The following is a 24,006-nucleotide window of genomic DNA, read 5'->3' on the forward strand; positions in this document are numbered from 1 at the left end:
GCCCTGCGGGCTGCCCCGGAATGACAAAACCTACGGCGGCGGCACCTTCGGCATCGGCTTGCGCTGCGCGAGCGCTGCGACGGTGGCGGTGCCGATCGGGCCCTGCTCGTCATAGAGCCAGCATTCGCCGATCGCGACGCCGTCGGTGGCATGATGGTTCACCACGTCGAAGCCGATCCACTTCGTCACCGGCAGGCGGTGCAGATAGAGCGTGACGTCGCTGTTGATGTAGCCGAGTCCCTTGTCGCCGGCGTTCGCAAACGGGCTGGCGAAATCGGCACCAACAGCGACATGGACGAACGGCGTCATCGCAACGCCGGCGACGAGCTCGCGCACCTCGCTCATCCACAGCCGGCGCGGCCCGAGCGAGCCCATGTGCCCGACAATGGGGCGCGTCGTCCATTTGCCGTTCATGCCGAGCCGGGGATCGGTCGGTTTCGGAATGTCTGATGGCTTCGGCACGTCCCAGTTCGGCGGCGACCAGACATTGCCGTCAGGATTCTGCGTTTTGCGCAGCAGCTGGCACGAGGCGCGCGCCATGCTGACGCCGCCGGAAAACAACTCCGCTTCGACCACGCGGATGCGCAGTCCATCGCGGACGAGCCGCGTCGTCACCTCGATCGGCTTGTCGATGGTCGGCAACCGGAACATGTCGACCGTGAGCCGCGCCGGCACGAATCCGGGACCGGAATGGCGTTCCTCGATGGCGAAGCCAAGCAGGCCGACGATGACGCGTCCGTGCAGCGATTTCGGGTCCCACGGACCATTGGCGACTTCTGTCGGATGGAATGTGTCACTGTTGCGCGTGAAGAAAGGCATGTTTGTCATGGCGCGCGACTTTGCGGGAACGGGTGGGGAAATCAAGGGTGGTGGCGAGCGTCGTTGCCACAAGCACTACTGTCATCACCCGCCTTGTGCGCACTTGCGCACCAGGCGGGGAATGACAGCGGTGGGCTAGGAGGCGGCCTGCCACTCCTCACGAACGCTGTCGTCGTGCTCGTTGCTCACCGCAGTCAGCTTCATCGCCTCAAACTCTTCGCGCGACACCAGTTGCCCCAGCGCCCACACCGCGGCGCCACGCACCAGTGCACTCTCGTCATCCAGCAATCGCCGCGCCTCCTCTGCCAGCGCCACCTCACCCGAGTTGCCGATCGCGATCAGCACGTTGCGCAGGAAGCGGTCGCGGCCGATGCGCTTGACAGGTGACTTCGTGAACAGCGCACGAAACGCGGCATCATCGAGCCGTGCCAGCTCGGTGAGACCAGGCGCACGCAATTCATCGCGCGCGGCGAGCTTGGCTTCGCGCCCTTCCTGCGCAAACTTGTTCCACGGGCAGGCGGCAAGGCAATCGTCGCAGCCATAGATGCGGTTGCCGATGCTTTTGCGAAACTCGCGCGGGATCGGCCCCTTGTTCTCGATGGTGAGATACGAGATGCAGCGCCGCGCATCGAGCTTGTAGGGCGCGGGGAACGCCGCGGTCGGGCAGATGTCGAGACAGGCCCGGCAAGAGCCGCAATGATCGATCTCGGCGCCGTCGCGCGGCAGCTCCAGCGTCGTGTAGATCGCGCCGAGAAACAGCCAGGAGCCGAATTCGCGCGAGACCAGATTGGTGTGCTTGCCCTGCCAGCCGAGATGCGCGGCCTGCGCCAGCGGCTTTTCCATCACGGCCGCGGTGTCGACGAACACTTTCACGTCCGACGGGGCGGTCGCGACCAGCCAGCGCGCCAGCGCCTTCAGCCGCTTCTTGATGAGGTCGTGATAGTCGTCGCCCTGCGCATAGACCGAGATTGCCGCGCGCGTGCGCTGCGCGAGAATTGCGAGCGGATCGGAGTCGGGACCGTAATTGACGCCGAGCATGATCACGCTGCGCACGTCGGCCCACAGCCCGCGCGGATCGACCCGGCGCTCCGGCTGTGCCGCGAGCCAGTCCATGTCGCCATGGCCGCCGGAGGCGATGAATTCGAGGAAGTGCTTTCCGGCCGCCTCGATCGTGCCGGGCGCTGTAACGCCGATGCAGTCGAAGCCGAGCGCGCGCGCCTCGCGTTCGAGCGCCGCCTTCAGTTCAGTCGGGTCGGAGCTCAGAAATCGAGGTCCACGTAGGTGCGCGACGCCGGCACGCCGGCCAGCCACTCGCTCAGCAGCGGACGGAACGACGGGCGGGATTTCACCCGCGCGTACCACGCCTTTGCTGCGTCGTCCTCGCTCCATGGCACGTCGCCCAGATAGTCGATCGCCGAGAGATGCGCCGCGGCGGCGAGATCCGCGTAGGTGAGCTGATCGCCGGCGAGGAAGTTACGCGTCTGCGCCAGCCAGCCGATATAGGCCAGATGATAGCGCACGTTGGCCTTGGCCGCGCGCATGACGTCGGCCGAGGGCGGGCCGCCGCCATTCTCCTCGCTCATGAAGCGCTTGTAGATGCGCTCGGTGACGAGAGGGTGCGAAACCTCCTCGAAGAACTTCTCGTTGAACCAGGCCATCAGCCGGCGCACCTCGACGCGCTCGAAGGTCGTTTCCGGCATCAGGCGCTTGGGTCCCATCCCGGCGCCATAGGCCTCGTCGACATATTCGGCGATGATCGCCGCGCCCGGGATCGGCGGCTGCTCGTCGTCCATCAGGACGGGCGTCGTGCCCGCCGCGTTGAGCAGCAAAAATGCCTCGCGCCGTTCCCAGCTGCGCTCTTCGACCAGCTTGAGGTCGAGCCCGTATTCGCCCGCGATCAGGCGGATGAAGCGCGAATGCGGACAGAACGGATGATGAAACAGCGTAAACATGAAGCCTTTGACTATTTGATGGTGCTTAAGAATCCATCAATGTTTGTGCGGCGCCACACTAGTCCTTCAAAACCGCGAAGCAAGAGCGCGATGCAGCATTTTGCGATTGCAGCATTGGAGGGAATAGGCGAGAAGAGCCCCCGCTTTTCCAGCCGAAATGGACCGTAAATATGTCAGATGCAATACGGGCAGTGATCCTCGGCATCATCGAGGGTGTGACCGAGTTCCTTCCCGTGTCCTCGACCGGCCACCTGTTGCTCGCCGAGCGTTTCTTCCATCTTGGTGAAGGCGCCTTCTGGGACTCGTTTACCGTTCTGATCCAGCTCGGTGCGATCCTCGCGATCGTCGGGCTGTATTTTAGGAAGCTCTGGGACGTCACGATCGGCATGTTCACGGGCGATGCCTATGCGCGCCGTTTCGTGATCGGCGTGCTGGTCGCGTTCCTGCCGGCTGTCATCGTCGGCCTCGTTGCCGGCAAATACATCAAGAGCGTGCTGTTCAACCCCTGGGTCGTCTGCTTCACGCTGATCGTCGGCGGCGCCGTCCTGCTCTGGGTCGACAAGCTCGACCTCAAGCCGCGCGAGCACGACGCCACCAAGTTCCCGCTGCTGATGTACCTCTATATCGGCATCGCGCAGTGTGTGGCGATGATCCCGGGCGTGTCGCGTTCCGGCGCCAGCATCGTTGCCGCGATGCTGCTCGGCGCCGACAAGCGCGCGGCGGCGGAGTTCTCGTTCTTCCTCGCCATTCCCACCATGATCGGCGCGTTCGCCTACGATTTCTACAAGAACCGCTCCGAGATGACGATGGACCATATGGGCGTCGTCGCGATCGGCTTCATCGTGTCGTTCATCACGGCGATCATTGTGGTCAAGACGTTCCTGACCTACGTCACCCGCCACGGTTTCGTGCTGTTCGCCTGGTGGCGCGTCATCGTCGGCACCCTCGGCCTGATCGCGCTGGCGCTGGGGCGTTAACCTTTAGAAACTTGTTGCGGCCCGTAGCCCGGATGAAGCGTAAGCGTAATCCGGGGCCGGCGTCACTTGTGGCACGTTCCCGGATTACGCTTGCGCTCCATCCGGGCTACGCGTCCACTACGCCTTCAACGCAAAATAAGCTTTTGATCGCTAGGCAGTTTCCAGAGCAGGGCGCGGCGCGCACCTCGCACAGGAGCTGAACCATGACCCTCGTCTCCGGCTGGGGACGCTTTCCGGTCGTCGATACCGATCTGCAGCGTCCGCGCTCGTTCGAGGCCGTGGGCGATGCCGTCGCGGCCCTGACCGGCTCGGTGGCCCGCGGCAACGGTCGCGCGTACGGCGATGCCGCGATCGGCGCTGCCAGGACCGTCGCGATGACCGGCTTCGACCGGGTCAGGTCGTTCGATCCGGCCACCGGCCGTGTTCGCCTCGAGGCCGGCGTGCTGCTTTCGGACCTGATCGACATTTTTGGTCCGCGCGGCTTCCTGCCCTTCGTCGTGCCCGGCACGCGCTTCGTCTCGGTCGGCGGCGCCATTGCTGCCGACGTCCACGGCAAGAACCATCATTGCGAGGGCGGCTTCGGCCGCTATGTCGAGAGCATCCTGCTGCGCACTGGCCAAGGCGAGACCATCGAGGTCTCGCGCGAACAGAATTCCGATGCCTTCTTCGCGACCGTCGGCGGCATGGGCCTCACCGGCGTGATCCTCGAGGCGACGATACGGCTGCGGCGGGTCGAAACAGGATGGATCCGCGAGCGGGTGATCGCCGCATCCGACCTCGATGCGGCGATGCGCGCGCTCGATGCGGGTGACACCGCGACCTATTCGGTGGCGTGGATCGATTGCGTGGCACGCGGACGCGACCTCGGCCGTTCGCTGATCTATCTCGGCGAGCACGCCGGCAAGGATGAGCTTGCGGACGGTGCCGACGCATTTCCGGTCGGCAAGAATCCCGGCCTCAGCGTGCCGATCGATCTGCCGTCGATGACGCTGAACCGCTACAGCATCCGCGCCTTCAACGAGCTCTACTACCGCATGGGCGCGCGGCGCGCCGGCGGCAGCCATGTGGTCTCGCTCTATCCCTATTTCTTCCCGCTCGACAGCCTCGGTGACTGGAATCGCATCTACGGCAAACGCGGTTTCCTGCAGCATCAATGCGTGATTCCGGAAACCGGCGCGCGCGCTGTGCTCGGCGGCATCCTCGATCGCGTCGCACGGCGCGGCGATGCCTCTTTCCTCGCTGTGCTGAAAAAGCTCGGCCAGGGCGACGGCATTTTGTCGTTTCCGCTGCCCGGCTACACGCTGGCGCTGGATTTCCCGGTGAAGGGCGACATCCTGAGCTTCCTGGACGAGATCGACCGTCTGGTCGTCGCTGCCGGCGGCCGGCTCTATCTCGCCAAGGACGCGCGCCAGTCGCGCACCACGTTCGAGGCCGGCTATCCGGCCTTGCGCCGCTTCAACGCGATCCGCAAATCGCTCGATCCCAAAGGCAACATCCGCTCGAAACTTTCCCAACGCCTGTTCGATGAGGTCTAGGCCGTGACGTCACGCAAGACAGTTCTGGTGCTGGGTGGCTCCTCCGATATCGGCCGCGCCGCCGCGCGCGCCTTTGCCAAGTGCGGCTACGATGTCGGCCTCGCAGGCCGCGACGTTGCCGCGCTGGAGCCTGACGCCGCCGATCTGCGCGTGCGCTATAGTGTCGATGTCGATGTCTACAGGTTCGATGTGCTCGACACCGCCTCGTTCGAGGGCTTTGTCGGCAGTCTGCCGGCGCTGCCTGATGTCGTCATCTCGATCGTCGGACTGCTCGGCACGCAGGAGAGCGCGCAGAGCGATCTCGCCCACGCCACCACGATCATGCGCTCCAACTACGAGGGACCATCGCTGATCCTCGGCCTGTTCGTGGAAAAGTTTTTGGCGCGCGGCAGCGGTACGCTTGTCGGCGTCTCGTCGGTCGCGGGCGATCGCGGCCGCGCCTCGAATTATGTCTATGGCTCGGCCAAGGCCGGCTTCTCCGCCTTCCTGTCGGGCTTACGCGCCCGCGCCGGCCGTGGTGGCGTGCACGTCGTCACGGTGAAGCCCGGCTTCGTCCGCACGAAGATGACCGAGGGCATGAAGCTGATCGGCCCGCTCACCGTCGAGGCGCCCGTCGTGGGCGATGCGATCCTTCGCGCCGTCGAGAACAAGACCGACGTCGTCTATGTCAGCGGCAAATGGCGCCTCGTGATGCTGATCATCAAGACGCTGCCGGAAGCGGTGTTCAAGAAGCTGAAGCTTTGAAAGACGTGTGACGGGCCAGTCTTCGCCCCAGCGGCAGTGCGCCCCCTCGCCCCGTTCTTACGGGGAGAGGGTTGGGGTGAGGGGCCTCTCTCCACACGCGAGATCTACGAGAGACCTGTACCCCCTCACCCGATCGCGCCGGACGATGCTTCGCATCGCCGGGAGCGCTCGACCTCTCCCCGCAAGCGGGGCGAGGTGAAGAAAGAAACCCTCACACGCTCATGCGCTGGAACTGACCGGCCGCGCGGAAGCGCCAGAGATATTGCGGGGCGATCGCTTCCAGCGAATCGGCCGCGATGCCGAGACCTTCCAGCGTCAGCCCGGCCGCCTTCGCCGCATCCGACACCACATTGTCGCGCTCGAGCAGCGTGACCTGGTCCGGCGTCAGCTTGAACGCGCCCGGCGCGAATTGCAGGAAGTTGGCCTGGAAGCGGGCGAGGCCGAACGGCAGCGGCACCAGCATCCGCTTGCGGTTGGTGATTTCGAGGATCGCCTCGATGATCTCGCGCATGGTCAGCACTTCCGGCCCGCCGAGCTCGTAGGTCGCCCCCGCCTTGGCCTTGCCGTCGACGGCATCCGCGATCGCGGTGGCGACGTCGCCGACATAGACCGGCTGCATCCGGGTGTCGCCGCCGATCAGCGGCAGCACCGGCGACATCCGGGCCAAAGCCGCAAAGCGGTTGGTGAACTGGTCCTCGGGGCCGAATATCACGGAGGGGCGGAAGATCGTGGCCGAGGGCACCGCGGCCAGCACCGCCACCTCGCCGGCCGCCTTGGCCTTGGCATAGTGCGAGGGCGACTGCGCATCGGCGCCGATCGCGGAGACGTGCACCAGGCGCGCACCCGCCGCCGCGGCCGCCTTGGCGACGGTCTCGGCGCCCTTGGCCTGGACGGCGTCGAAGGTCTGCGCGCCGCTTTCGGCCAGAATCCCCACGAGGTTGATCACGACATCCGAATCACGCAGCGCCGCCTCGACCGAGGCCGGATAGCGCAGATTGGCCTGCACGACATGGACCTGCCCGACCTTGCCGGAGGGCTGCAGGTAGCCGGCCAGTTCCGGCCGCCGCACCGCAACACGGACCCGGTAATCCCGCCGGCACAGCTCCCGGACGACATTCCGGCCCAAAAACCCCGATCCGCCGAAAACCGTGACGAGAGTTTCCAGATTCGATGCCATGGGGGTCCATTCCTGCGGGAAGAGTGCGTATTATCAGGCTTGTATCGGGCCGGTTTGCGATGCGCAATCCGCATCGCAACGCATGAATTGACAACGGCGTCACCGAACCGTAGTAACCGCCTCCGTGCCCCAAACGGCATGCCCAGGTGGTGGAATTGGTAGACGCGCTGGCTTCAGGTGCCAGTGGCTTAACGGCCGTGAAGGTTCGAGTCCTTTCCTGGGCACCATACATTTCTGGATCGCAAACAAATCCAGATAGATAAGCCCTTTCAGAGTGTTGCGTTGGCCCCGACTGTGTAACAATGGGGTGTAACATTGCTGTTCAGGGTTGTTCGGCCGATGCGCCGGGGCGGGTCTCGTTTTCCTCTTTTCGTGCAGCGCATTCCGGCTGATGTCCGGCGCAAAGCGGTCGGTATCGAACTGGCGATTCCGCTCGGTGATGGCTTCGTATTCGTGACGCCTAGCGAGGGCGCACAGGCCGTCCGGTTCTCCCTTCGCACCACGGAACCTAGCGAGGTCAAGACGCGTCAGGCGCTCGCGGCGGCCTCTCTGGCGACCGTCTGGGAGGCGCTCCGTAACGACGCTCCCGTGCACCTAACCCACCGGCAGGCGACGGCCTTGGCAGGCGAACTCTATCGCGTTTGGGCGGACAGCGAGAGCCGCGCCCGGAGTGTCGCTATGGTGCACACGCCCGGAGTCGGCTGGGCGCCTGACACGGAGAGCCAGGAGGAGCAGGAAGCCTACTGGGCGGCCGTAACGGAGATGTGGGAGAAGGTCGGCCGAGACGGTGAGGCCAAGAAACTAGAGAAGGCTCTCGGGCTCATCGTGGACCGCCTCTTGCTGAACAAGGGCATCCGCCGTGTGGACAGCGAATCGCGTGCGCTATTGCTCACCGCCTTTTGGATGGCGCTGCGTGACGCCTTCGCGAGCCGCCAACGGAACGCTGGGGGAGACTATTCGCTCGACCCCAAGGCCGCCCGCTTCCCTGAATGGCAGGCGCCGGCAGATGTGCCGAAGGAGAAGCCAAAGCGGGGCGCCTCAAAGAATTCCCTCACCGGACTAGTCGAGGACTGGTGGAAGGAGGCCAAGCGGGCCGGCCGCAAGCAGAGCACCTATGAGAGCTATCGAAACTCGATGGCGCGTCTCGTGACATTCCTGAAGCATGACACGGCGAACCGGGTGACGCCCGAGGACATCGTTCGCTTCAAAGACTATCGCGTTCAAAGCGGCGTGAGCCCGAAGACCGTGAAGGATATTCTAATCGGATGCACGAGTTCGGCAGGAACGCCCGCCTTCGTGAAGGCCAGTTTATGCTTTTCGTCCGAGGTTGTATGCCTTGCTCGGTAGAGGATTGCGTGGAAGGTCGTGGCGCGGCGGCTCCATTCTCCCAAGTCAATGTTGATGCAATCGTCTAGTTCGAAATCCACATCGCTGATTGTTGCGACGAGCTCCAGCAAATATCGTGCACTCAAAAAGGTTGAAAAAGGATTCTTGCTTTCGACGGCGGAAATATAGGCGTCGATCGCGTAGGCCAGTTTAATGTTGAATTCCGCTTTCAGTGCGATCGCGTGCCAAATCGAGGATCTGGTTAGCGGGATGAGATCTCCTTTGATCGAGCACGCTGACGGCTCCTTAATGTTTAAGCCAAAATCGAAGATGTCGAACCGCGTTGGCAGTCCTGATGTGATATTATCTTGGATGCCTCGAAGTTCTTCTAGGCATCTTTCACTGTTTGGACGTTCTTGCGTTAGGCGCGCGGCGCATCGGCAAGGGTTTCACACTTCTCACGCAGCCCCCGGATGAGCGTGAGCGCGCTCCGCGGGCTTTGCTCGGCGACGTAGGATGCGATGCCCTCGAGGTCGGCTTCGGCTTCCGCGGTGACGACGACGTTCACGTCTAGTCCGTCTTGCGGCCCGTCTTGGCGGCGAGTTTCGCCTCCAGCCGGTCAAAAACCTCCGAGCTCGGCTTGGTCCGGCCCGCGTCCGCATCGTCGAGTCCGCGCGCGATCGCGGCGTCCAAGGCGGCGAGCCGCGCTTCGCGCTCCTGGATCAGCCGTACGCCCTCCCGCAGCACCTCGCTCTTGGAGTGATAGCGCCCCGATGCCACGAGTTTTGTTACAAAGGTTTCAAGGGCTTCGCCGAGATCTGCACTGACCGCCATGCTGGTTTTCTCCGCCAATGTCCACCTTAATAACTATTATTGAACGGCTCCTGCAGCAAGCGGCGAGCGAGCCGAAACCGGCCGATTAAGCCGCCTTTAGCGAATGCTCGCATAGGGTTCCGGCCATCCATTTCCCCTGCTCCCCGGCCCCTTGGGGCCGGTCATGTCGCGGCAAGTAAGAGCGTTTTCGGATGGAGCAGCCTGCCTGGAGTTACGATCCCAGCGTGCCCGAGCCGTCGGCAACCCCGGCGGCGGCGCGGACGCTCGTGATCGATCTCGAAGGCGCCCTGCTGCGGTCCGAGCTGCTGATGGAGGCGCTGTTCTCCAGTCCCGGCCGCATGCTGGCCCGCTTCGGCGCCGGCGGACGCGCAGGGATGGCAGCGCTCACGGCGATCCTGGCGCGGGCGCGGATCGACTACGCCCATCTGCCCTATGATCCCGACGTGCTGAACCGGGCGCTGGCGGCGCGGGCACGCGGTGAGAAGATCTATCTCGTCGCGGGACGTTTCGCCGAGCACGCCGCCGCCATCGCGGCGCATCTCGGCTTCGATGGCGTCGTCACGCCGGCCGATCTCGCCACGGGCAGCCTGCCGTTCGATCAGGCCTCGATCGAGCGCATCGGCGCACGCAACGGCAACCGCGCGAGCCTCAAGACCTGGGCGAACGCGCTGCGCGTCTACCAATACGCCAAGAACACGCTGGTGTTCGTGCCTGTCATCACCGCGCACCAGATGAATCTTTCGACGCTCGGCTACGCGCTGTTGGCGTTCCTGGCGTTCTCGGCCTGCGCCTCCGGCGCCTATCTGATGAACGACCTGCTCGATCTCGCCGCCGACCGGCAGCACCCGACCAAGCGCCACCGCGCGCTCGCGGCCGGCGATCTCAAGATCTCGTCCGCGCTGTCGGCGATCCCCGCGCTGTGGCTGTTTGCGGTCGCAGCTTCCCTCTTCATCTCGCCGCTGTTCCTCGGCGTGCTCGGCGCCTATCTCGCCACCACAATCGCCTATTCGCTCGTGCTCAAGCGCAAGATGCTGGTCGACGTCGTCACGCTCGCCGGGCTCTACAGCTTGCGCATCGTCGCCGGCGCCGTCGGTGTCGGCGTCGTGCTGTCGGAATGGCTGCTGATCTTCTCGCTGTTCGTGTTCACCTCGCTGGCGCTGATCAAGCGCTTCAGCGAGCTCAGCATGCGCGAGGGCGCCGGGCTCGCCGATCCCTCCAACCGCGACTACCGGATCACCGATCTGCATGTCATCGCCGCGATGGCGGCGGCGAGCGCCATGAACGCGGTGACCGTGTTCTCGCTCTATGTGTCCTCGTCCGCTGTGATGCCGCTCTACAGCCGCCCCTGGATGCTGTGGCTCATGACCCCGCTGCTGCTGTACTGGTTCGGCCGGGCCCTGATGATGGCGCATCGCCGCGAGATGCCGGATGATCCGATCCTCTACGCCTTCCGCGACGGCCCCAGCCGCACCACGGTCGCGGCGATGATCTGCATCATGCTGGCCGCGATCTGAACGGGCGCTTGCGCGGCCTGCCCCGAGTGGATACATCGCGGGCAATCCGAAGTGAGCCTATTGTGCCGATTGACCGATTTGACCCGAGGTTTTGAAACGCCATGACCGTACGCCTGCACCGCGGCGACCTGCCCGACCTGTCCCGTTACACCGGAGCGGTGGCGATCGACACCGAGACCATGGGGCTCAATCCCCACCGTGACCGGCTCTGCGTGGTGCAGCTCTCGCCCGGCGACGGCAGCGCCGACGTGGTGCAGATCCCCAAGGGTCACACCGACGCACCGAACCTGAAGGCCCTGCTGGCCAATCCGGACATCACGAAGATCTTCCACTTCGCGCGGTTCGACGTGGCGGTGCTGTACCAGACCTTCGGCGTCATGACCGGGCCGATCTACTGCACCAAGATCGCCTCCCGCCTGACCCGCACCTATACCGACCGTCACGGCCTGAAGGACCTCGTGCGAGAGGTGCTCAATGTCGACCTCTCCAAGCAGCAGCAGTCCAGCGACTGGGGATCCGACAGCCTGACCGAGCCGCAGCTCGCCTATGCCGCCTCCGACGTGCTGCATCTGCATGCCTTGCGCGAGCGGCTCGACGCCATGCTGGTCCGGGAAGGTCGCACCGCCCTGGCAAAGGCCTGTTTCGACTTCCTGCCGACCCGCGCCCTGCTCGACCTCCAGGGCTGGGAGGAAGAGGACATCTTTGCGCATTCCTGAGGCCTGAGCGGGCCGCCCCGTTTCGGACACTTTCCTGCGGCCTCTCGCGGGCTGCACATTCGGTCGCCGCCGGGTACAATGGCGCGGCCTTCAACCGGACAAGGCGAGCGACCCTCTGGAGCAGCGGTGAATTCGGCCCAGAATCCCACCTACGACGCCGCGCTTGCGGCGAAGTTTGCCAGCGCGGCGCGCCACAGCCGCCTGGTGCGGATTCTGCGCGTCGCCGTGCCGGCGGCGGTGGCCGCGTCCATCGCCGTGATCGTCGCCGTCTCGACCTTCCTCAATCCCTTCACGATCCCCATCAAGCTCGACTCCGGAAATCTCGTGGTGACAGGCACCAGGATCACGATGGAAGCGCCGCATATGTCCGGCTTCACGCCGGACCGGCGGCCCTACGAGCTCTGGGCCAAGACGGCAACGCAGGACATCACCGACCCTGACCATGTCGATCTCGCCGATCTGCGCGCAAAGGTGCTGATGGAGGATCAGTCCACCCTGTTCCTCGACGCGCGCACCGGCCGCTTCGACAACAAGCAGCAGCAGCTCGACCTGCACAAGGACATCTTCCTGCGCACCTCGACCGGCTATGAGGCACGGCTGAACTCCGCCTTCGTCGACATGGGCAAGGGCACGATCTCCTCGGACGAGCGTGTCGACGTCAAGCTGACCAACGGCACGCTGACGGCGGATCGCCTGCGAATCACGGAGGGCGGCGATGTCATCCGCTTCGAAGGCAACGTGGTGATGCATCTGGACAAGCTGGACGAGCCCGCGGCGCAGCCCGCGCCTCCGGTCGAGCCTGCGCCGCCGCCTGCGAAGACGCGCACGCCTCAGAACAAATCTGCCAACTCAAAGTGATTTTCATGATCGGTTTTTTTTCGCGCAACGACCATAAGCGGAGCGCCATTCTTGGTGCGGCCGGGCTTGTGGTTGGTGTCGCGTTGATCGCAACGAATGCGGCGCGTGCGCAAGGCGCCATGCAGGCACCGCCAAACGCGATGCAGGGCTTCTCGCAGAACCGCGATCAGCCGATCCAGATCGAAGCGGCCGCTCTCGAGATGCGCGACAAGAAGAAGGAGGCGACCTTCTCCGGCAATGTGAAGGTCGTGCAGGGCGACACCACCATGACCTCGAAGACGCTGGTGGTGTTCTATGAGTCGGGTGGCGACAAGCCTGCCACGCCGCCGCCTGCGGCGAAGGGGGCCAAGGAGGCGACCAAGGGTGCGCCGATGCAGTCGGCGACGCCGGGCCCCGGCGGCAGCTCCTCGATCAAGCGGCTGGAGGCGCGCGGCAACGTCGTGGTCACCCAGAAGGATCAGGTGGTGACCGGCGAGATCGCCGTGTTCGACACCAAGACCAACCTCATCACCATGTTCGGCGGTGGCTCGGGTCCTGTGGTCATGACACAGTGCAAGAATGTGATGCGTGGCGACCGGCTGACAGTGGACATGACCACCGGCGTCTCTCGTGTGGAATCCGATAGCGGCCGGGGCGTTCAGGTTCTGCTGCCGCAGGGGGGCGGCAATGATTGCGGCTCGGGGGGGCAAGGCGGCCAGGGAGGCAAGTCCGGTGCGGCTCCGCCTTTGCAACTGCCCGGTGCAAGTAAACCGAAGTAACTTCAAAGACTTGTTTCGGAAGCTCCCGATCCGAGGTTGAAGCTTGCCCGGCGAGACTGTATCTAGCGCGAAGGGCTTTCGAAGCGGGGTCCGCCGCTTACCGGGCGTGTTTCATTGGGCATGGGACATCCCTCCACTCATGCTGCGTCGGCTACTCGATAGGGCCGGGGCGGCAGATCGCGCGAATGCCGCGAAAAGTTAGAAGGCGGGGATGGTCGATCTCTTCAGCATGTTCCGTCGGCGCCCCGCCAAGCGCGGCCGGCCAGGATTTGCACGTCAGGACATCACCGCCCTGGGTGACAGCGTCGGCGGGCTGGTGCCAAGCCCCGTGCGGGACGCGCCGCCGATCGCCCGTGACCAGCTGATGCCTGCGCCCGACCAGTTCCAAGGGGATTATCAAGGGGACTATCAAGTCGATTATCAGGCCGACTATCAGGCCGAGGCACCGCGTGCGCAGGCGGTCCACCCGGTCAGGGCTGCCGCCAAGCCGAACGGCGCCGGCGGGCCGCAGCTCCTGAAGCGGCCGGGCTTCCTGGCTGTGCATAGCGTGGAAAAGAGCTTTGGCAGCCGCCAGGTGGTGCGCGGCGTCAGCATCTATGTCCGCCGCGGCGAAGCGGTCGGCCTGCTCGGCCCGAATGGCGCCGGCAAGACCACCGTGTTCTACATGATCACCGGCCTCATCAAGGCCGATCGCGGCGCGATCGAGCTCGACGGTCACGACGTCACGAAGCTGCCGATGTATCAGCGCGCGCGGCTCGGCATCGGCTATCTGCCGCAGGAGGCATCGATCTTCCGCGGCCTCACCGTCGAGCAGAACATCCGTGCCGTGCTCGAAGTGGTCGAGCCCTCGCGCAAGAAGCGCGAGCAGCAGCTCGATTCGCTGCTGGACGAATTCAACATCACGCGCCTCAGGAAATCACCGTCGATCGCGCTGTCCGGCGGTGAGCGTCGCCGCGTCGAGATCGCGCGCGCGCTGGCGACGCGTCCGAACTACATGCTGCTCGACGAGCCCTTCGCCGGCATCGATCCGATCGCGGTCGGCGACATCCAGGACCTCGTCCGCCATCTCACCAATCGCGGCATCGGCGTGCTCATCACCGACCACAATGTGCGCGAGACGCTCGGCCTCACCGATCGTGCCTATATCGTCTATGCCGGTGAAATCTTGACCGAGGGCACCCCGGATGAGATCGTCGCCGATCCGGATGTCCGCCGCCTTTACCTTGGCGAGGAATTCCGCCTCTAGCCCGTTTTTGCGTTTCGTCAAGACGTGTACATCGGGCTCGGAGTAGGATAAGCAAAAATCGGACCAACTTTTCGGGATCGGTTCTTGCTTCATGGCGCTTACGCAGAGATTAGAGTTCCGGCAATCGCAGTCGCTGGTCATGACGCCGCAGCTGATGCAGGCGATCAAGCTGCTGCAATTGTCCAATCTCGATCTCACGACCTTCGTGGAAGAGGAACTCGAGCGTAACCCCCTGCTGGAACGGGCCAGTGACGAGGGCCCCGTGGGCGAAGCCCCGGCCGAGGCTGCCAGTTACGGCGATTCCGACGGCAGCCAGGGCGAGGGGCAAGGCGAGGGCCATGGCGAGGACGGCTTCAGCGGCAGTGCCGACGCCTTCGAGCCCGGCCAGGAAGAATGGATGAGCAAGGATCTCGGCACCCGCGCCGAGATCGAGCAGACCCTGGATACGGGTCTGGACAACGTCTTCTCCGAGGAGCCGGCCGAGGCCGCCGCGCGCAACGCCCAGGACGCGGCGCCGACCACCTATACCGAATGGGGCGGCGGCGCCTCGGGTGACGAAGACTACAATCTCGAAGCTTTTGTCGCGGCCGAGACAACGCTGTCGGACCATCTGGCCGAGCAGCTCTCGGTTGCCTTCACCGGGTCCGCGCAGCGGATGATCGGCCAGTACCTGATCGATCTCGTCGACGAGGCCGGCTATCTGCCGCCCGATCTCGGCCAGGCTGCCGAACGTCTTGGCGCGTCGCAGCAGGAGGTCGACGACGTCCTTGCCGTGCTGCAGAAATTCGATCCGCCCGGCGTCTGCGCGCGTAACTTGAGCGAATGCCTCGCGATCCAGCTCCGCGAGCTCGACCGCTACGATCCGGCGATGCAGGCCCTCGTCGAGCATCTCGACCTGCTCGCCAAGCGCGACATCGCCGCCCTGCGCAAGCTCTGCGGCGTCGACGACGAGGACATCGCCGACATGATCGGCGAAATCCGCCGCCTCAATCCCAAGCCCGGCATGAAGTTCGGCTCGGCCCGGCTCCAGACCATGGTGCCCGACGTCTATGTCCGCCCGGGTCCGGACGGCGGCTGGCATGTCGAGCTCAACAGCGACACCTTGCCGCGCGTGCTGGTCAACCAGACCTATTATTCCGAGCTGTCGAAGAAGATCGGCAAGGACGGCGACAAGTCCTATTTCACCGATGCGCTGCAGAACGCCACCTGGCTCGTGCGTGCGCTCGACCAGCGCGCCCGCACCATCCTGAAAGTTGCAACCGAGATCGTGCGCCAGCAGGACGGCTTCTTCACCCACGGCGTCGCGCATTTGCGGCCGTTGAACCTGAAGGCCGTCGCCGACGCCATCCAGATGCATGAATCCACGGTGTCGCGCGTCACCGCCAACAAGTACATGGCGACAAATCGCGGCACATTCGAATTGAAATATTTCTTCACGGCCTCGATCGCCTCGGCCGACGGCGGCGAGGCGCATTCGGCCGAAGCCGTGCGCCACCACATCAAGCAGCTGATCGATTCGGAGGAGCCCTCCGCGATCCTGTCGGACGACACCATCGTGGAACGGTTGCGCGCCTCGGGCATTGATATTGCCCGCCGCACGGTCGCGAAGTACCGCGAAGCCATGCGCATTCCCTCCTCGGTGCAACGCCGCCGCGACAAGCAGAGCGCTCTTGGTAACGTCCTCTCCACCGCACTGTCCGATCGCTCCCGCAACACCGAGCCGGCCTGATTGCGCTCGCGCCAAATCGCGCTACTCTCACATCCCCCATCGAGACCGGTCCAAGCATGCGCATGATCCGGAAAAGTGCCGAGCGGTTTTCCGAGCTGACCATGCGCAGGGAACAACCCCAGCTGCGATGACGCATCATCGCAGCTCGGCGTAACCAAGCGAGGCATCACATGACCCTTCGAATTTCGGGAAAGAGTGTCAGCGTCGGCGAGGCCCTGCGCGGCCGCGTTACCGACCGGACCGAAGAGGTCCTGCGCAAATATTTCGACGGCAATTATTCCGGCCACATCACGCTCTCCAAGGATGGCTTCGGCTTCCGCACCGACTGCGCGCTGCATCTGGATTCGGGAATAACGCTGGAGGCCGATTCGAACGCGCCCGACGCCTATGCCAGCGCCGACCAGGCCCTCCTGATGATCGAGAAGCGCCTCAAGCGCTACAAGAGCCGGCTCAAGGATCGCTCGGCCCGCAAGACCCATGTCGCCAATGCGGCGCTGGCCGCGCTCGACGCCACCGCTTACGTCCTGGAGGCGCCTGGCGAAGGTGAGGACGAGCAGGAGATCACCGGCTACAGCCCCGTGATCATCGCCGAGGCAACCACCTCGCTGAAGCAGCTCTCGGTCAGCGAAGCCGTCATGGAACTCGACCTCAGCGGGGCACCCTGCCTGGTATTCCAGCATGGCTCGAGCGGCCGGGTGAACATCATTTACCGCCGCGCCGATGGCAATGTGGGCTGGATCGACCCGCCCGGGGCCAAAGCCGACGGCAAGGCGGGCGGTTAGGGCCGAAAATCGGGCCCCGTATCATCCGCAGGCCTTAACAATGACCGGGGCAAAGCCGCACGCAGCAGTTGGCACCGGGATTGCGTTGGAGTAGAAGCGCCCCACATCAGGATCGGGGCTAAGTCCCCTTCCTGCTTGACCTTCTTGACGCCGGCCCGGCGTGGTTCTTTCCAAGCTGGCCAATTCGGAACCCGTCGGTTTAATTCACCTCGGAAACCTTCCATGCCGATTACCGATCTGGTCGCACCCGAGGCGATTCTCCCGGCATTGAAGGTCAACAGCAAGAAACAGGCCTTGCAGGAGCTTGCGGCCAAGGCCGCCGAGCTGACCGGGCAGAACGAGCGCTCGGTGTTCGAGGTGCTGCTGCAGCGTGAGAAGCTCGGCACCACCGCAGTCGGCTACGGCGTCGCCATCCCCCACGGCAAGCTGCCCAAGCTGGAAAAGATCTTCGGCCTGTTCGCGCGGCTCGATCGCCCGATCGATTTCGAGGCGATGGACGGCCAGCCGGTCGATCTCGTCTTCCTGCTGCTCGCCCCCGAAGGCGCCGGCGCCGACCACCTCAAGGCGCTCGCCCGCATCGCCCGCCTCCTGCGCGACCAGGACATCGCCAAGAAGCTCCGAGCCTCGCGCGACGCCCAGGCGATCTACTCGGTCCTCGCGTTGCCGCCGGCAAGCGCGGCTTAGGTCGGAGCCGATCGCTCGCATCACCTTTGGTGCACGCCGACATCTCCGCGGCGTCATCGCAGGGATAAGCTCCGGCATAACGACGAGACTGTCGACAATCTCACACATGAAAACGGACACGTCTTCGCGTCACGTCTTCGCGTGAAGGCACGCTCGCCAAGAATCAGGTCTGAAGCGTCGTCTTCAAGCTCGAGGCGCCGTGCAGCGGCGCGTTGAGTTCACTTTTGAACGGAACGGGCATTTCTGAATGTGTCTGACTGTTGCTGACTGAATACAGCGCGAGTCAGTCCACCGATGTACCTTGCCGGAAATTTCTATTGCTGATTGTTTGGGGGAATCACGAATGAAACGACTGCTGCTGGCGACGTCGGCTCTGATTGTCGCAGGCTCTGCTCAAGGTGCCGATCTCGGAGCTCGTCCCTACACGAAAGCGCCGGTCGCGGCGGCCGTCCCCTTCAGCTGGACCGGCTGCTATGTCGGCGGCCATGTCGGCGGCGGCGCGAGCCGGACGGGCTTCACGGATCCGGGCATTTCGACGCAGATCCCCGGCGCAGTGGTGATGACGACCGGCTTGGCGCCGGGTGACCGGATCGGCGTGAATGGAGATGTTGGCGCCGTCGGCGGCGTCCAAGTGGGCTGCGACTACCAGTTCTCGAACAATTGGGTCATCGGCATCGCGGGCGATTTCACCGCAACCGATATCCATGGCGTCGCGAACGACCCGTTCTTCGGCGGCAAGGCCGGAAATCCGGCAACGCTCTCCAGCCGAACGGATTGGGTCGCCAGTGTCACGGGACGTGTCGGCTACACCTGGGATCGGTTCCTGGTTTATGGCAAGGGCGGCGTCGGCTTTGCGCATGATCGCTACAGCCTGAACAATTTTGCCTTCATCGCTGGAGCCAGCTGCGGACCGTTTGCCTTCTTCGTAGCTTGTAACTCCAGCGCCAGCACCGACCGGGTCGGCTGGACTGCAGGCGTCGGCTTCGAGTGGGCCTTCGCGCCGAACTGGTCGGCCCTGGTCGAGTACGATCACTACGGTTTCGACAGCAAGCGCGTCGGCTTTGCGCATGCTGACCTCCCGATCAGGGCTTCGCTCGATATCCGTCAGGACATCGACATCGTGAAGGTCGGCATCAACTACCGCTTCGGCGGATCGCCCGTCGTCGCGAAGTACTGATTGCGGGTTGACGTACGGAGCGGCCGGGCTCAGCCCCGCGCCGCTTCCATGCGATTGACGATGCGCTGCCCGACCGGGCTCTTCAGCCAGGTCTGGAAACCCGGCCGGTCCCAGCTCATTCGACGCAGCACCAGCAGCGTTCCGTCGGTGTGCGATCGCACCGGCTTTTCGGGCTCGGGCTCGAGCGTCCAGCCGAGCTTCGACAGATATTGAATGGTCGTCTGATTGCGCTCCAGCACGAAGGCGCGGATGCGGCTCAGTTTGAGATCATCGAACACGAACTTGAGCAGCGGAATGAAGGTGTTCACCGTTGCTCCGGCATTGCGATGCTCCTTTTCTCCGATCACGGCGCTGACGAGCGCCTCACTCGCCGCCGCGTTGATGTCGAGGCGGATGAAGCCGACATGCGTGCGGCTGCCGCGCTCGAAAATCCCGAGCAGGAGCCGTTCGCGCTGATCGAAGGATTTGATGTAGTCGGCGACCTCCGCCTTGGTCATCGCGCGCGGTGACGTGTTGAGGACGTGCACCGTCCAGGGATCGGACAACCAGTCCGCCCAGCGCTGCGAGGCGTCATCGCGCTTTATTGAGCGCAGGAAATAGCGTCCGGCCGGAAACCACAATTGCTGCTTGGGCAGACGTTCAGCTTTGAGCGACATGCCGTATCTAAGCAGCTTCGAATTCGACGATCAATTTGGACGGCGCAACGTGGAGGTCTCAAAGCAAAACGGGCACGCCTTCGCGTGAAGGCATGCCCGTTTGAAACTCTATTTTTGCGACGCGCGTGCGCTCAGTGCACGCTGACGGCTTGCAGCTCGTTGCTCCAGGCGTTGGCGATCGCGGCTTCGCGGCTGTCGGTCAGCATGATCGGCGTGCCGTCGGCGGCGTGGAGCGCGAAGAGCTTGAGGCCCGGCGCAATCTTGGGCGCCTCGGGGAACAGGTCCGGCACGTCCTCGGAACGGATCTGCTTCACATAGGCGATGTGACCTTCGCCGAGGGTTGCCAGCGTCTCCGGAGAGACGTTCTTGGCTTCGTATTCGAACGCAACGTGACCTTCACTCATGGTCTCGACTCCTTCACAGAAACTAAGCGGTCGAGTCCGCTACTCGTTCCATTATTCGTGCTCATTGATAGCGATTGTCTTAACGATCCTCTCCGGTTCAGGCCGGGCCAGGTCGATCGACAACAACCCGTTCTTCAGATCCGCCCCCAGCACCAGCATCCCCTCCGCCAGCACGAAGGTGCGCTGGAAGTGGCGCGCGGCGATGCCGCGATGGATGTATTGCCGGGTCTTGTCGTCCTGCTGCCGCCCGCGGATCACGAGCTGGTTTTCCTCAATGGTTACATCGAGTTGGTCGCGCGTGAATCCGGCGACCGCCAGCGTGATACGCAGCCGCTCGGGCTGGCCGTCCGACCGGTCACACCTCTCGATATTGTAGGGAGGGTAGCCGTCGGCGCCTTTGACGACGCGGTCGAGCACGCGCTCGATCTCGTCGAAGCCCAGAAGGAACGGACTGGATAACGTGGGAACACGAGACATAGTTTACAAAGTCCTCTCGAAGCGACTTTGGTGTTTCGGGGCCCGATCAAGGCACCCCTTGGTCAGCAATATGGGCATATCCGCTTGTGGGTTCAAGGACGTAGCGGGGGCCTGCACAGCCTCATTCCTATTAGTGCTGATCTGGGGTTGATTTGGGATTTGGGGTTCGATTGGCGTTAGTGATTGTTGTTTCACAGAGCTTGGGATGTTTTACGTGAAACAGTGGAAAACGGATTTACGGTCCCGGCGTTGTTGCATACGCTGCAACTGATGGTCGGATCGGTGAATCCCGATTCGCAAAAACAAACGGCCCGAAGGGATTGCTCCCAACGAGCCGTTTGAATGGTCCAGTAGCTCTCAGGCGAGAGTACACGGATCGCCAGTGGGGCGGGGCCGGATCAAAACTTCGCAGGTCAAGACCGGCCCTGCCACCACATACGAATCGGCGAGCCGACTCACGCAATCATGGTGATGTCTCGCGTTTCCGGAGTCCACGCCAGCGGCGCTGATTCCTGTGGCCATCCAGGTTTTCCCCAACGGGAAACGACGATCTATCGAACAATCGGCCTGAAAATCAGGACAATTAGTCCCGGGATGAGGTCTTGAGACCCGCACCGATGCCTCAGCTTGTGTCCATGAATACCCCGTTAGGGAAGTGTCCGGATTAAGCCGTATGGCGATCTACGTGGGTAGAAATTCCCCAATGAAAACAGGTCCCCTTCTACTGTGCATGGGGTTGTTTTCGCGCTTTTTTGAGTGAGGGGCCTTGTGGAGCCTGTCAGGCCTCGATCCGCGTCCGTCCGTCGCCGCTGAACAAATGCAGCTTTGGGCGCACCGCCGCGACGCGGATCTTCTGGCCGATGGCGGGGGCGTCGGTTCCGGGGATGCGGACGATGACCTCGCCGGGCGGCAGCTCGCCAGGAGTGGCGGCGACGCGCTGGTCCTCCTGCTCGCGGGAGCCGTAGACGAAGGTCTCGGCGCCGACGCGCTCGATGGCTTCCACGGTCAGCGGCAATGCCACGCCGCCGGCCGGGGTCTGGTCGGTGATGGCGAAATCCTCGGGGCGGATGCCGACGATGCCGGCCTCGTCCGCGGCCCCGTCGAGCTGTGACTTGATCTCGTCGGGGCGCGTCGACATCAGGTTCATCGGCGGCGCGCCGATGAAGGAGGCGACGAAGGTCGTGGCCGGCTTCTCGTAGATCGCCAGCGGATTGCCGACCTGCTCGACCTGGCCGCCGTTCATCACCACCAGAATGTCGGCGAGCGTCATCGCCTCGAGCTGGTCGTGGGTGACGTAGATCGACGTGGTGTTCAGCCGGCGCTGCAATTTGCGGATCTCGACGCGCATCGCGATGCGCAGTTTTGCGTCGAGGTTGGAGAGCGGCTCGTCGAACAAAAACACCTTCGGCTGACGCACGATGGCGCGGCCCATGGCGACGCGCTGGCGCTGGCCGCCGGAGAGCTGGCGCGGCTTGCGCTCCAGCATCGCCGAGAGCTCGAGCACGCGCGCGGCTTCCTCGACGCGGGTCTTGATCTCGGCTTCGGCCATGCCGCGGTTGCGCAGGCCGTAAGCCATATTGTTGTAGACGCTCATATGCGGATAGAGCGCGTAGTTCTGGAACACCATCGCGATGTCGCGATCGGCGGGCTCGATCTGGTTGACGACGCGGCCGCCGATGTCGATCTCGCCGCCGGTCACGGTCTCGAGGCCTGCGACCATGCGCAGCAGCGTGGACTTGCCGCAGCCGGAAGGGCCGACCAGCACGCAGAACTGTCCGTCGGCGACATCGACGTTGACGCCTTTGATGGCCTCGAAGCCGCCGGTGTAGGTCTTGCGGACGTTGCGCAGGGTGACGTTAGCCATGAAAACTCACTTCTTACTTTTCCGTCTCGACCAGGCCGCGCACGAACAATTTCTGCATGGCGACGACGACGAACACCGGCGGCAGCATGGCCAGCACGGCGGTCGCCATCACGATCGGCCATTCGGTCAGCGCGTCGGTGGTGGTGATCATCTTGCGGATGCCGACCTGAATGGTCTGCATGTCGTCGCGGGTGGTGATGAGCAGCGGCCAGAGATATTGATTCCAGCCGAGGATGAACAGGATCACGAACAGCGCCGCCATGTTGGTGCGCGACAGCGGCAAGAGCGTATCCCAGAAGAAGCGCAAGGGGCCTGCGCCATCGATGCGCGAGGCTTCCAGTAGCTCGTCCGGCACGGTCATGAAGAACTGGCGGAACAGCAGCGTCGCGGTAGCCGAGGCGATCAGCGGTAGCGACAGGCCGGCGTAGCTGTCGAGCATGTGCAGGTCGGCGACGATCTTGTAGGTCGGATAGATGCGGACCTCGACCGGCAGCATCAACGTGATGAAGATGATCCAGAAGATCGACATCCGGAACGGAAAGCGGAAATACACGATCGCGTAGGCCGAGATGATCGAGATCGCGATCTTGCCGATCGCGATCGCCAGCGCCATCACCAGCGAATTGAGCATCATGTTGCCGACGGGCTCGCGGGTCGAGCCGCTCGTGCCGACAAAGATGGTCTGGTAGTAGACCTCGAAGAAGTGGCCGCCCGGCAGCAGCGACATCTGCCCGTTCGCGATCAGCGCGTTGTCCTGGGTCGAGGCGATGATCGCGATGTAGACCGGGAATGCGACGATCGCGATCCCGATCCAGAGGATGAAATGGGCGACGTAGCGCCTGATGCCCTCGTCCTCGACCATCAGTAGGTCACCTTGCGTTCGACGAAGCGGAACTGGATGCCGGTGAGCACGATGACCATGATCATCAGGACCACCGACTGCGCCGCCGAGCTGCCGAGATTGCCGCCGAGCAGGCCGTCCGAATAGACCTTGTAGACCAGCGTCACCGTCGACGTTCCGGGACCGCCGCGGGTCATGGTGTCGATGATGCCGAAGGTGTCGAAGAAGGCGTAGACGATGTTGACGACCAGCAGGAAGAAGATGGTCGGCGACAGCAGCGGGAAGGTCACGGTCCAGAACCGCCGCATCGGACGCGCGCCGTCGATCGCGGCGGCCTCGAACACGCTTTTCGGGATCGCCTGCAGGCCGGCGAGGAAGAACAGGAAATTGTAGGAGATCTGCTTCCAGGCTGCGGCGAGGATGATGAGGCCGGCGGCCTGGTTGCCGTCGAGCAGCGGATTCCAGTCGACGCCGGCGGCGCGCAAGTAGCGCGAGATCACGCCGAGCGAGGGATGCAGCATGAAGATCCAGAGCACGCCGACCACGGGCGGCGCGACCGCATAGGGCCAGATCAGCAGCGTGCGATAGAGCATCGAGCCGCGCAGCGGCTTGTCGGCCATCACGGCGAGCAGCAGCGCAAACGACAGCGACGAGATCGCGATGGCGAACGAGAAGAAGAAGGTGCGGACGACCGCCGCGAAATAGGCGGGGTCTTTGAACAGCTCGACGTAATTCTCGAACCAGACGAAGCTGGTCGAGAGGCCGAAGGCGTCCTGGAGCAGGAAGGACTGGATCACCGCCTGCAGGGCCGGCCAGTAAAAGAAGATCAGGACGATCGCGAGCTGCGGCGCAACCAGCGCGTAGGGCAACAGCTTCGATTGGAAAATGGCTTGCTTCTGCATGATGCCCCAGCAGCGGCAGGCCGCGTGAACGGCC

Annotated in this window: 25 protein-coding genes and 1 tRNA gene; 14 read left to right on the forward strand and 12 right to left on the reverse strand. The window is 63.9% G+C overall.

Going from position 1 to position 24,006, the window contains the following annotated elements; genetic code table 11:
- Positions 1–30: 30 nt before the first annotated feature.
- The 3 genes from JQ592_RS13630 to JQ592_RS13640 all read right to left on the reverse strand — a co-directional run bounded on the left by JQ592_RS13630 (position 31) and on the right by JQ592_RS13640 (position 2,771).
- A complete protein-coding gene (locus JQ592_RS13630; RefSeq protein ID WP_211403366.1) occupies positions 31–828 on the reverse strand; it encodes an acyl-CoA thioesterase domain-containing protein in 798 nt (265 codons plus the stop codon).
- Positions 829–954: 126 nt separating this feature from the next.
- On the reverse strand, positions 955–2,130 hold the full coding sequence (gene queG / locus JQ592_RS13635) for a tRNA epoxyqueuosine(34) reductase QueG (protein WP_211403367.1): 1,176 nt from the start codon (positions 2,128–2,130) through the stop codon (positions 955–957).
- Positions 2,079–2,771, reverse strand: coding sequence for a glutathione S-transferase family protein (locus JQ592_RS13640; protein ID WP_211403368.1), 693 nt, complete (start codon positions 2,769–2,771; stop codon positions 2,079–2,081). Before JQ592_RS13640 ends, queG begins: the two co-directional genes overlap by 52 nt.
- 170 nt (positions 2,772–2,941) lie before the next feature.
- Between JQ592_RS13640 and JQ592_RS13645 the strand changes: the two genes are divergently transcribed.
- From JQ592_RS13645 to JQ592_RS13655, 3 genes are all read left to right on the forward strand, one after another.
- Positions 2,942–3,748: an undecaprenyl-diphosphate phosphatase gene (locus tag JQ592_RS13645; RefSeq protein ID WP_211403369.1), complete on the forward strand. Its 807-nt coding sequence runs from the start codon at positions 2,942–2,944 to the stop codon at positions 3,746–3,748.
- A gap of 203 nt (positions 3,749–3,951) precedes the next feature.
- Positions 3,952–5,283: an FAD-binding oxidoreductase gene (locus JQ592_RS13650; protein WP_211403370.1), complete on the forward strand. Its 1,332-nt coding sequence runs from the start codon at positions 3,952–3,954 to the stop codon at positions 5,281–5,283.
- Positions 5,284–5,286: 3 nt separating this feature from the next.
- Positions 5,287–6,027, forward strand: coding sequence for an SDR family oxidoreductase (locus JQ592_RS13655; protein WP_211403371.1), 741 nt, complete (start codon positions 5,287–5,289; stop codon positions 6,025–6,027).
- 211 nt (positions 6,028–6,238) lie between these two features.
- Here JQ592_RS13655 and JQ592_RS13660 read toward each other — a convergent pair whose 3' ends face one another.
- Positions 6,239–7,204, reverse strand: coding sequence for a complex I NDUFA9 subunit family protein (locus JQ592_RS13660; protein ID WP_211403372.1), 966 nt, complete (start codon positions 7,202–7,204; stop codon positions 6,239–6,241).
- A gap of 140 nt (positions 7,205–7,344) precedes the next feature.
- Here JQ592_RS13660 and JQ592_RS13665 point away from each other — a divergent pair.
- Positions 7,345–7,431: transfer RNA gene (locus JQ592_RS13665), tRNA-Leu, on the forward strand.
- An 88-nt stretch (positions 7,432–7,519) separates the two neighbouring features.
- Positions 7,520–8,551 (forward strand): DUF6538 domain-containing protein, encoded by a 1,032-nt coding sequence (locus JQ592_RS13670; protein WP_246820404.1) that lies wholly within the window; start codon positions 7,520–7,522, stop codon positions 8,549–8,551.
- Between the two features lie 400 nt (positions 8,552–8,951).
- On the opposite strand, the gene JQ592_RS38575 is transcribed toward JQ592_RS13670, so the two are convergent.
- Positions 8,952–9,098: a type II toxin-antitoxin system RelE/ParE family toxin gene (locus JQ592_RS38575; RefSeq protein ID WP_211403373.1), complete on the reverse strand. Its 147-nt coding sequence runs from the start codon at positions 9,096–9,098 to the stop codon at positions 8,952–8,954.
- 2 nt (positions 9,099–9,100) lie between these two features.
- Positions 9,101–9,364 (reverse strand): type II toxin-antitoxin system ParD family antitoxin, encoded by a 264-nt coding sequence (locus JQ592_RS13680; protein WP_211403374.1) that lies wholly within the window; start codon positions 9,362–9,364, stop codon positions 9,101–9,103.
- Positions 9,365–9,555: 191 nt separating this feature from the next.
- Here JQ592_RS13680 and JQ592_RS13685 point away from each other — a divergent pair, with 191 nt between their 5' ends.
- The 9 genes from JQ592_RS13685 (at position 9,556) to JQ592_RS13725 (ending at position 18,828) form a co-directional block, all read left to right on the forward strand.
- Entirely contained in the window at positions 9,556–10,878 is a 1,323-nt protein-coding gene (locus JQ592_RS13685; RefSeq protein ID WP_211403375.1) for a UbiA family prenyltransferase, read from the forward strand.
- A gap of 101 nt (positions 10,879–10,979) precedes the next feature.
- A complete protein-coding gene (locus tag JQ592_RS13690; RefSeq protein ID WP_211403376.1) occupies positions 10,980–11,594 on the forward strand; it encodes a ribonuclease D in 615 nt (204 codons plus the stop codon).
- Positions 11,595–11,720: 126 nt separating this feature from the next.
- Positions 11,721–12,452 (forward strand): LPS export ABC transporter periplasmic protein LptC, encoded by a 732-nt coding sequence (gene lptC, locus JQ592_RS13695; protein WP_211403377.1) that lies wholly within the window; start codon positions 11,721–11,723, stop codon positions 12,450–12,452.
- 5 nt (positions 12,453–12,457) lie between these two features.
- Positions 12,458–13,210, forward strand: coding sequence for an LptA/OstA family protein (locus tag JQ592_RS13700; protein ID WP_211403378.1), 753 nt, complete (start codon positions 12,458–12,460; stop codon positions 13,208–13,210).
- 211 nt (positions 13,211–13,421) lie between these two features.
- Positions 13,422–14,456: an LPS export ABC transporter ATP-binding protein gene (gene lptB, locus JQ592_RS13705; protein WP_211403379.1), complete on the forward strand. Its 1,035-nt coding sequence runs from the start codon at positions 13,422–13,424 to the stop codon at positions 14,454–14,456.
- Positions 14,457–14,547: 91 nt separating this feature from the next.
- On the forward strand, positions 14,548–16,185 hold the full coding sequence (gene rpoN / locus JQ592_RS13710) for an RNA polymerase factor sigma-54 (RefSeq protein ID WP_211403380.1): 1,638 nt from the start codon (positions 14,548–14,550) through the stop codon (positions 16,183–16,185).
- A gap of 170 nt (positions 16,186–16,355) precedes the next feature.
- Positions 16,356–16,967 carry a ribosome hibernation-promoting factor, HPF/YfiA family gene (hpf, locus tag JQ592_RS13715; protein WP_211403381.1) on the forward strand — a complete coding sequence of 204 codons (612 nt, stop codon included), beginning with the start codon at positions 16,356–16,358 and terminating at the stop codon, positions 16,965–16,967.
- A 222-nt stretch (positions 16,968–17,189) separates the two neighbouring features.
- The gene (gene ptsN / locus JQ592_RS13720; RefSeq protein WP_027528272.1) at positions 17,190–17,651 is read left to right on the forward strand and encodes a PTS IIA-like nitrogen regulatory protein PtsN; all 462 of its coding nucleotides are present in this window, start codon (positions 17,190–17,192) and stop codon (positions 17,649–17,651) included.
- Positions 17,652–17,994: 343 nt separating this feature from the next.
- Positions 17,995–18,828, forward strand: a complete 834-nt coding sequence (locus JQ592_RS13725) for an outer membrane protein (protein WP_211403382.1) — start codon at positions 17,995–17,997, stop codon at positions 18,826–18,828.
- A 29-nt stretch (positions 18,829–18,857) separates the two neighbouring features.
- Here JQ592_RS13725 and JQ592_RS13730 read toward each other — a convergent pair whose 3' ends face one another.
- The 6 genes from JQ592_RS13730 to ugpA form a co-directional block, all read right to left on the reverse strand.
- Positions 18,858–19,484, reverse strand: coding sequence for a GNAT family N-acetyltransferase (locus JQ592_RS13730; RefSeq protein ID WP_211403383.1), 627 nt, complete (start codon positions 19,482–19,484; stop codon positions 18,858–18,860).
- Positions 19,485–19,615: 131 nt separating this feature from the next.
- Positions 19,616–19,888, reverse strand: coding sequence for a DUF1150 family protein (locus JQ592_RS13735; RefSeq protein WP_035704148.1), 273 nt, complete (start codon positions 19,886–19,888; stop codon positions 19,616–19,618).
- Between the two features lie 51 nt (positions 19,889–19,939).
- Complete coding sequence (locus JQ592_RS13740) at positions 19,940–20,365, reverse strand: Hsp20 family protein (protein WP_011083554.1); 426 nt, start codon at positions 20,363–20,365, stop codon at positions 19,940–19,942.
- A gap of 778 nt (positions 20,366–21,143) precedes the next feature.
- Positions 21,144–22,229, reverse strand: a complete 1,086-nt coding sequence (locus JQ592_RS13745; protein WP_211403384.1) for a sn-glycerol-3-phosphate import ATP-binding protein UgpC — start codon at positions 22,227–22,229, stop codon at positions 21,144–21,146.
- Positions 22,230–22,242: 13 nt separating this feature from the next.
- Entirely contained in the window at positions 22,243–23,091 is an 849-nt protein-coding gene (gene ugpE, locus JQ592_RS13750) for a sn-glycerol-3-phosphate ABC transporter permease UgpE (RefSeq protein ID WP_183250070.1), read from the reverse strand.
- Positions 23,091–23,972, reverse strand: coding sequence for a sn-glycerol-3-phosphate ABC transporter permease UgpA (gene ugpA / locus JQ592_RS13755; protein ID WP_211403385.1), 882 nt, complete (start codon positions 23,970–23,972; stop codon positions 23,091–23,093). Before ugpA ends, ugpE begins: the two co-directional genes overlap by 1 nt.
- Positions 23,973–24,006 lie beyond the last annotated feature (34 nt).

It is taken from the genome of Bradyrhizobium iriomotense (assembly GCF_018129405.1).
Lineage (GTDB): Bacteria > Pseudomonadota > Alphaproteobacteria > Rhizobiales > Xanthobacteraceae > Bradyrhizobium > Bradyrhizobium iriomotense_B.

Excerpts from the sequence above, each read along its gene's own strand:
- JQ592_RS13630 (WP_211403366.1), bottom strand. The coding sequence starts at position 828 with ATGACAAACATGCCTTTCTTCACGCGCAACAGTGACACATTCCATCCG.
- JQ592_RS13640 (WP_211403368.1), bottom strand. The coding sequence starts at position 2,771 with ATGTTTACGCTGTTTCATCATCCGTTCTGTCCGCATTCGCGCTTCATC.
- JQ592_RS13645 (WP_211403369.1), top strand. The coding sequence starts at position 2,942 with ATGTCAGATGCAATACGGGCAGTGATCCTCGGCATCATCGAGGGTGTG.
- JQ592_RS13650 (WP_211403370.1), top strand. The coding sequence starts at position 3,952 with ATGACCCTCGTCTCCGGCTGGGGACGCTTTCCGGTCGTCGATACCGAT.
- JQ592_RS13660 (WP_211403372.1), bottom strand. The coding sequence starts at position 7,204 with ATGGCATCGAATCTGGAAACTCTCGTCACGGTTTTCGGCGGATCGGGG.
- JQ592_RS13680 (WP_211403374.1), bottom strand. The coding sequence starts at position 9,364 with ATGGCGGTCAGTGCAGATCTCGGCGAAGCCCTTGAAACCTTTGTAACA.
- JQ592_RS13685 (WP_211403375.1), top strand. The coding sequence starts at position 9,556 with ATGGAGCAGCCTGCCTGGAGTTACGATCCCAGCGTGCCCGAGCCGTCG.
- JQ592_RS13690 (WP_211403376.1), top strand. The coding sequence starts at position 10,980 with ATGACCGTACGCCTGCACCGCGGCGACCTGCCCGACCTGTCCCGTTAC.
- JQ592_RS13700 (WP_211403378.1), top strand. The coding sequence starts at position 12,458 with ATGATCGGTTTTTTTTCGCGCAACGACCATAAGCGGAGCGCCATTCTT.
- lptB (WP_211403379.1), top strand. The coding sequence starts at position 13,422 with ATGGTCGATCTCTTCAGCATGTTCCGTCGGCGCCCCGCCAAGCGCGGC.
- rpoN (WP_211403380.1), top strand. The coding sequence starts at position 14,548 with ATGGCGCTTACGCAGAGATTAGAGTTCCGGCAATCGCAGTCGCTGGTC.
- hpf (WP_211403381.1), top strand. The coding sequence starts at position 16,356 with ATGACCCTTCGAATTTCGGGAAAGAGTGTCAGCGTCGGCGAGGCCCTG.
- ptsN (WP_027528272.1), top strand. The coding sequence starts at position 17,190 with ATGCCGATTACCGATCTGGTCGCACCCGAGGCGATTCTCCCGGCATTG.
- JQ592_RS13725 (WP_211403382.1), top strand. The coding sequence starts at position 17,995 with ATGAAACGACTGCTGCTGGCGACGTCGGCTCTGATTGTCGCAGGCTCT.
- JQ592_RS13730 (WP_211403383.1), bottom strand. The coding sequence starts at position 19,484 with ATGTCGCTCAAAGCTGAACGTCTGCCCAAGCAGCAATTGTGGTTTCCG.
- JQ592_RS13735 (WP_035704148.1), bottom strand. The coding sequence starts at position 19,888 with ATGAGTGAAGGTCACGTTGCGTTCGAATACGAAGCCAAGAACGTCTCT.
- JQ592_RS13740 (WP_011083554.1), bottom strand. The coding sequence starts at position 20,365 with ATGTCTCGTGTTCCCACGTTATCCAGTCCGTTCCTTCTGGGCTTCGAC.
- JQ592_RS13745 (WP_211403384.1), bottom strand. The coding sequence starts at position 22,229 with ATGGCTAACGTCACCCTGCGCAACGTCCGCAAGACCTACACCGGCGGC.
- ugpE (WP_183250070.1), bottom strand. The coding sequence starts at position 23,091 with ATGGTCGAGGACGAGGGCATCAGGCGCTACGTCGCCCATTTCATCCTC.
- ugpA (WP_211403385.1), bottom strand. The coding sequence starts at position 23,972 with ATGCAGAAGCAAGCCATTTTCCAATCGAAGCTGTTGCCCTACGCGCTG.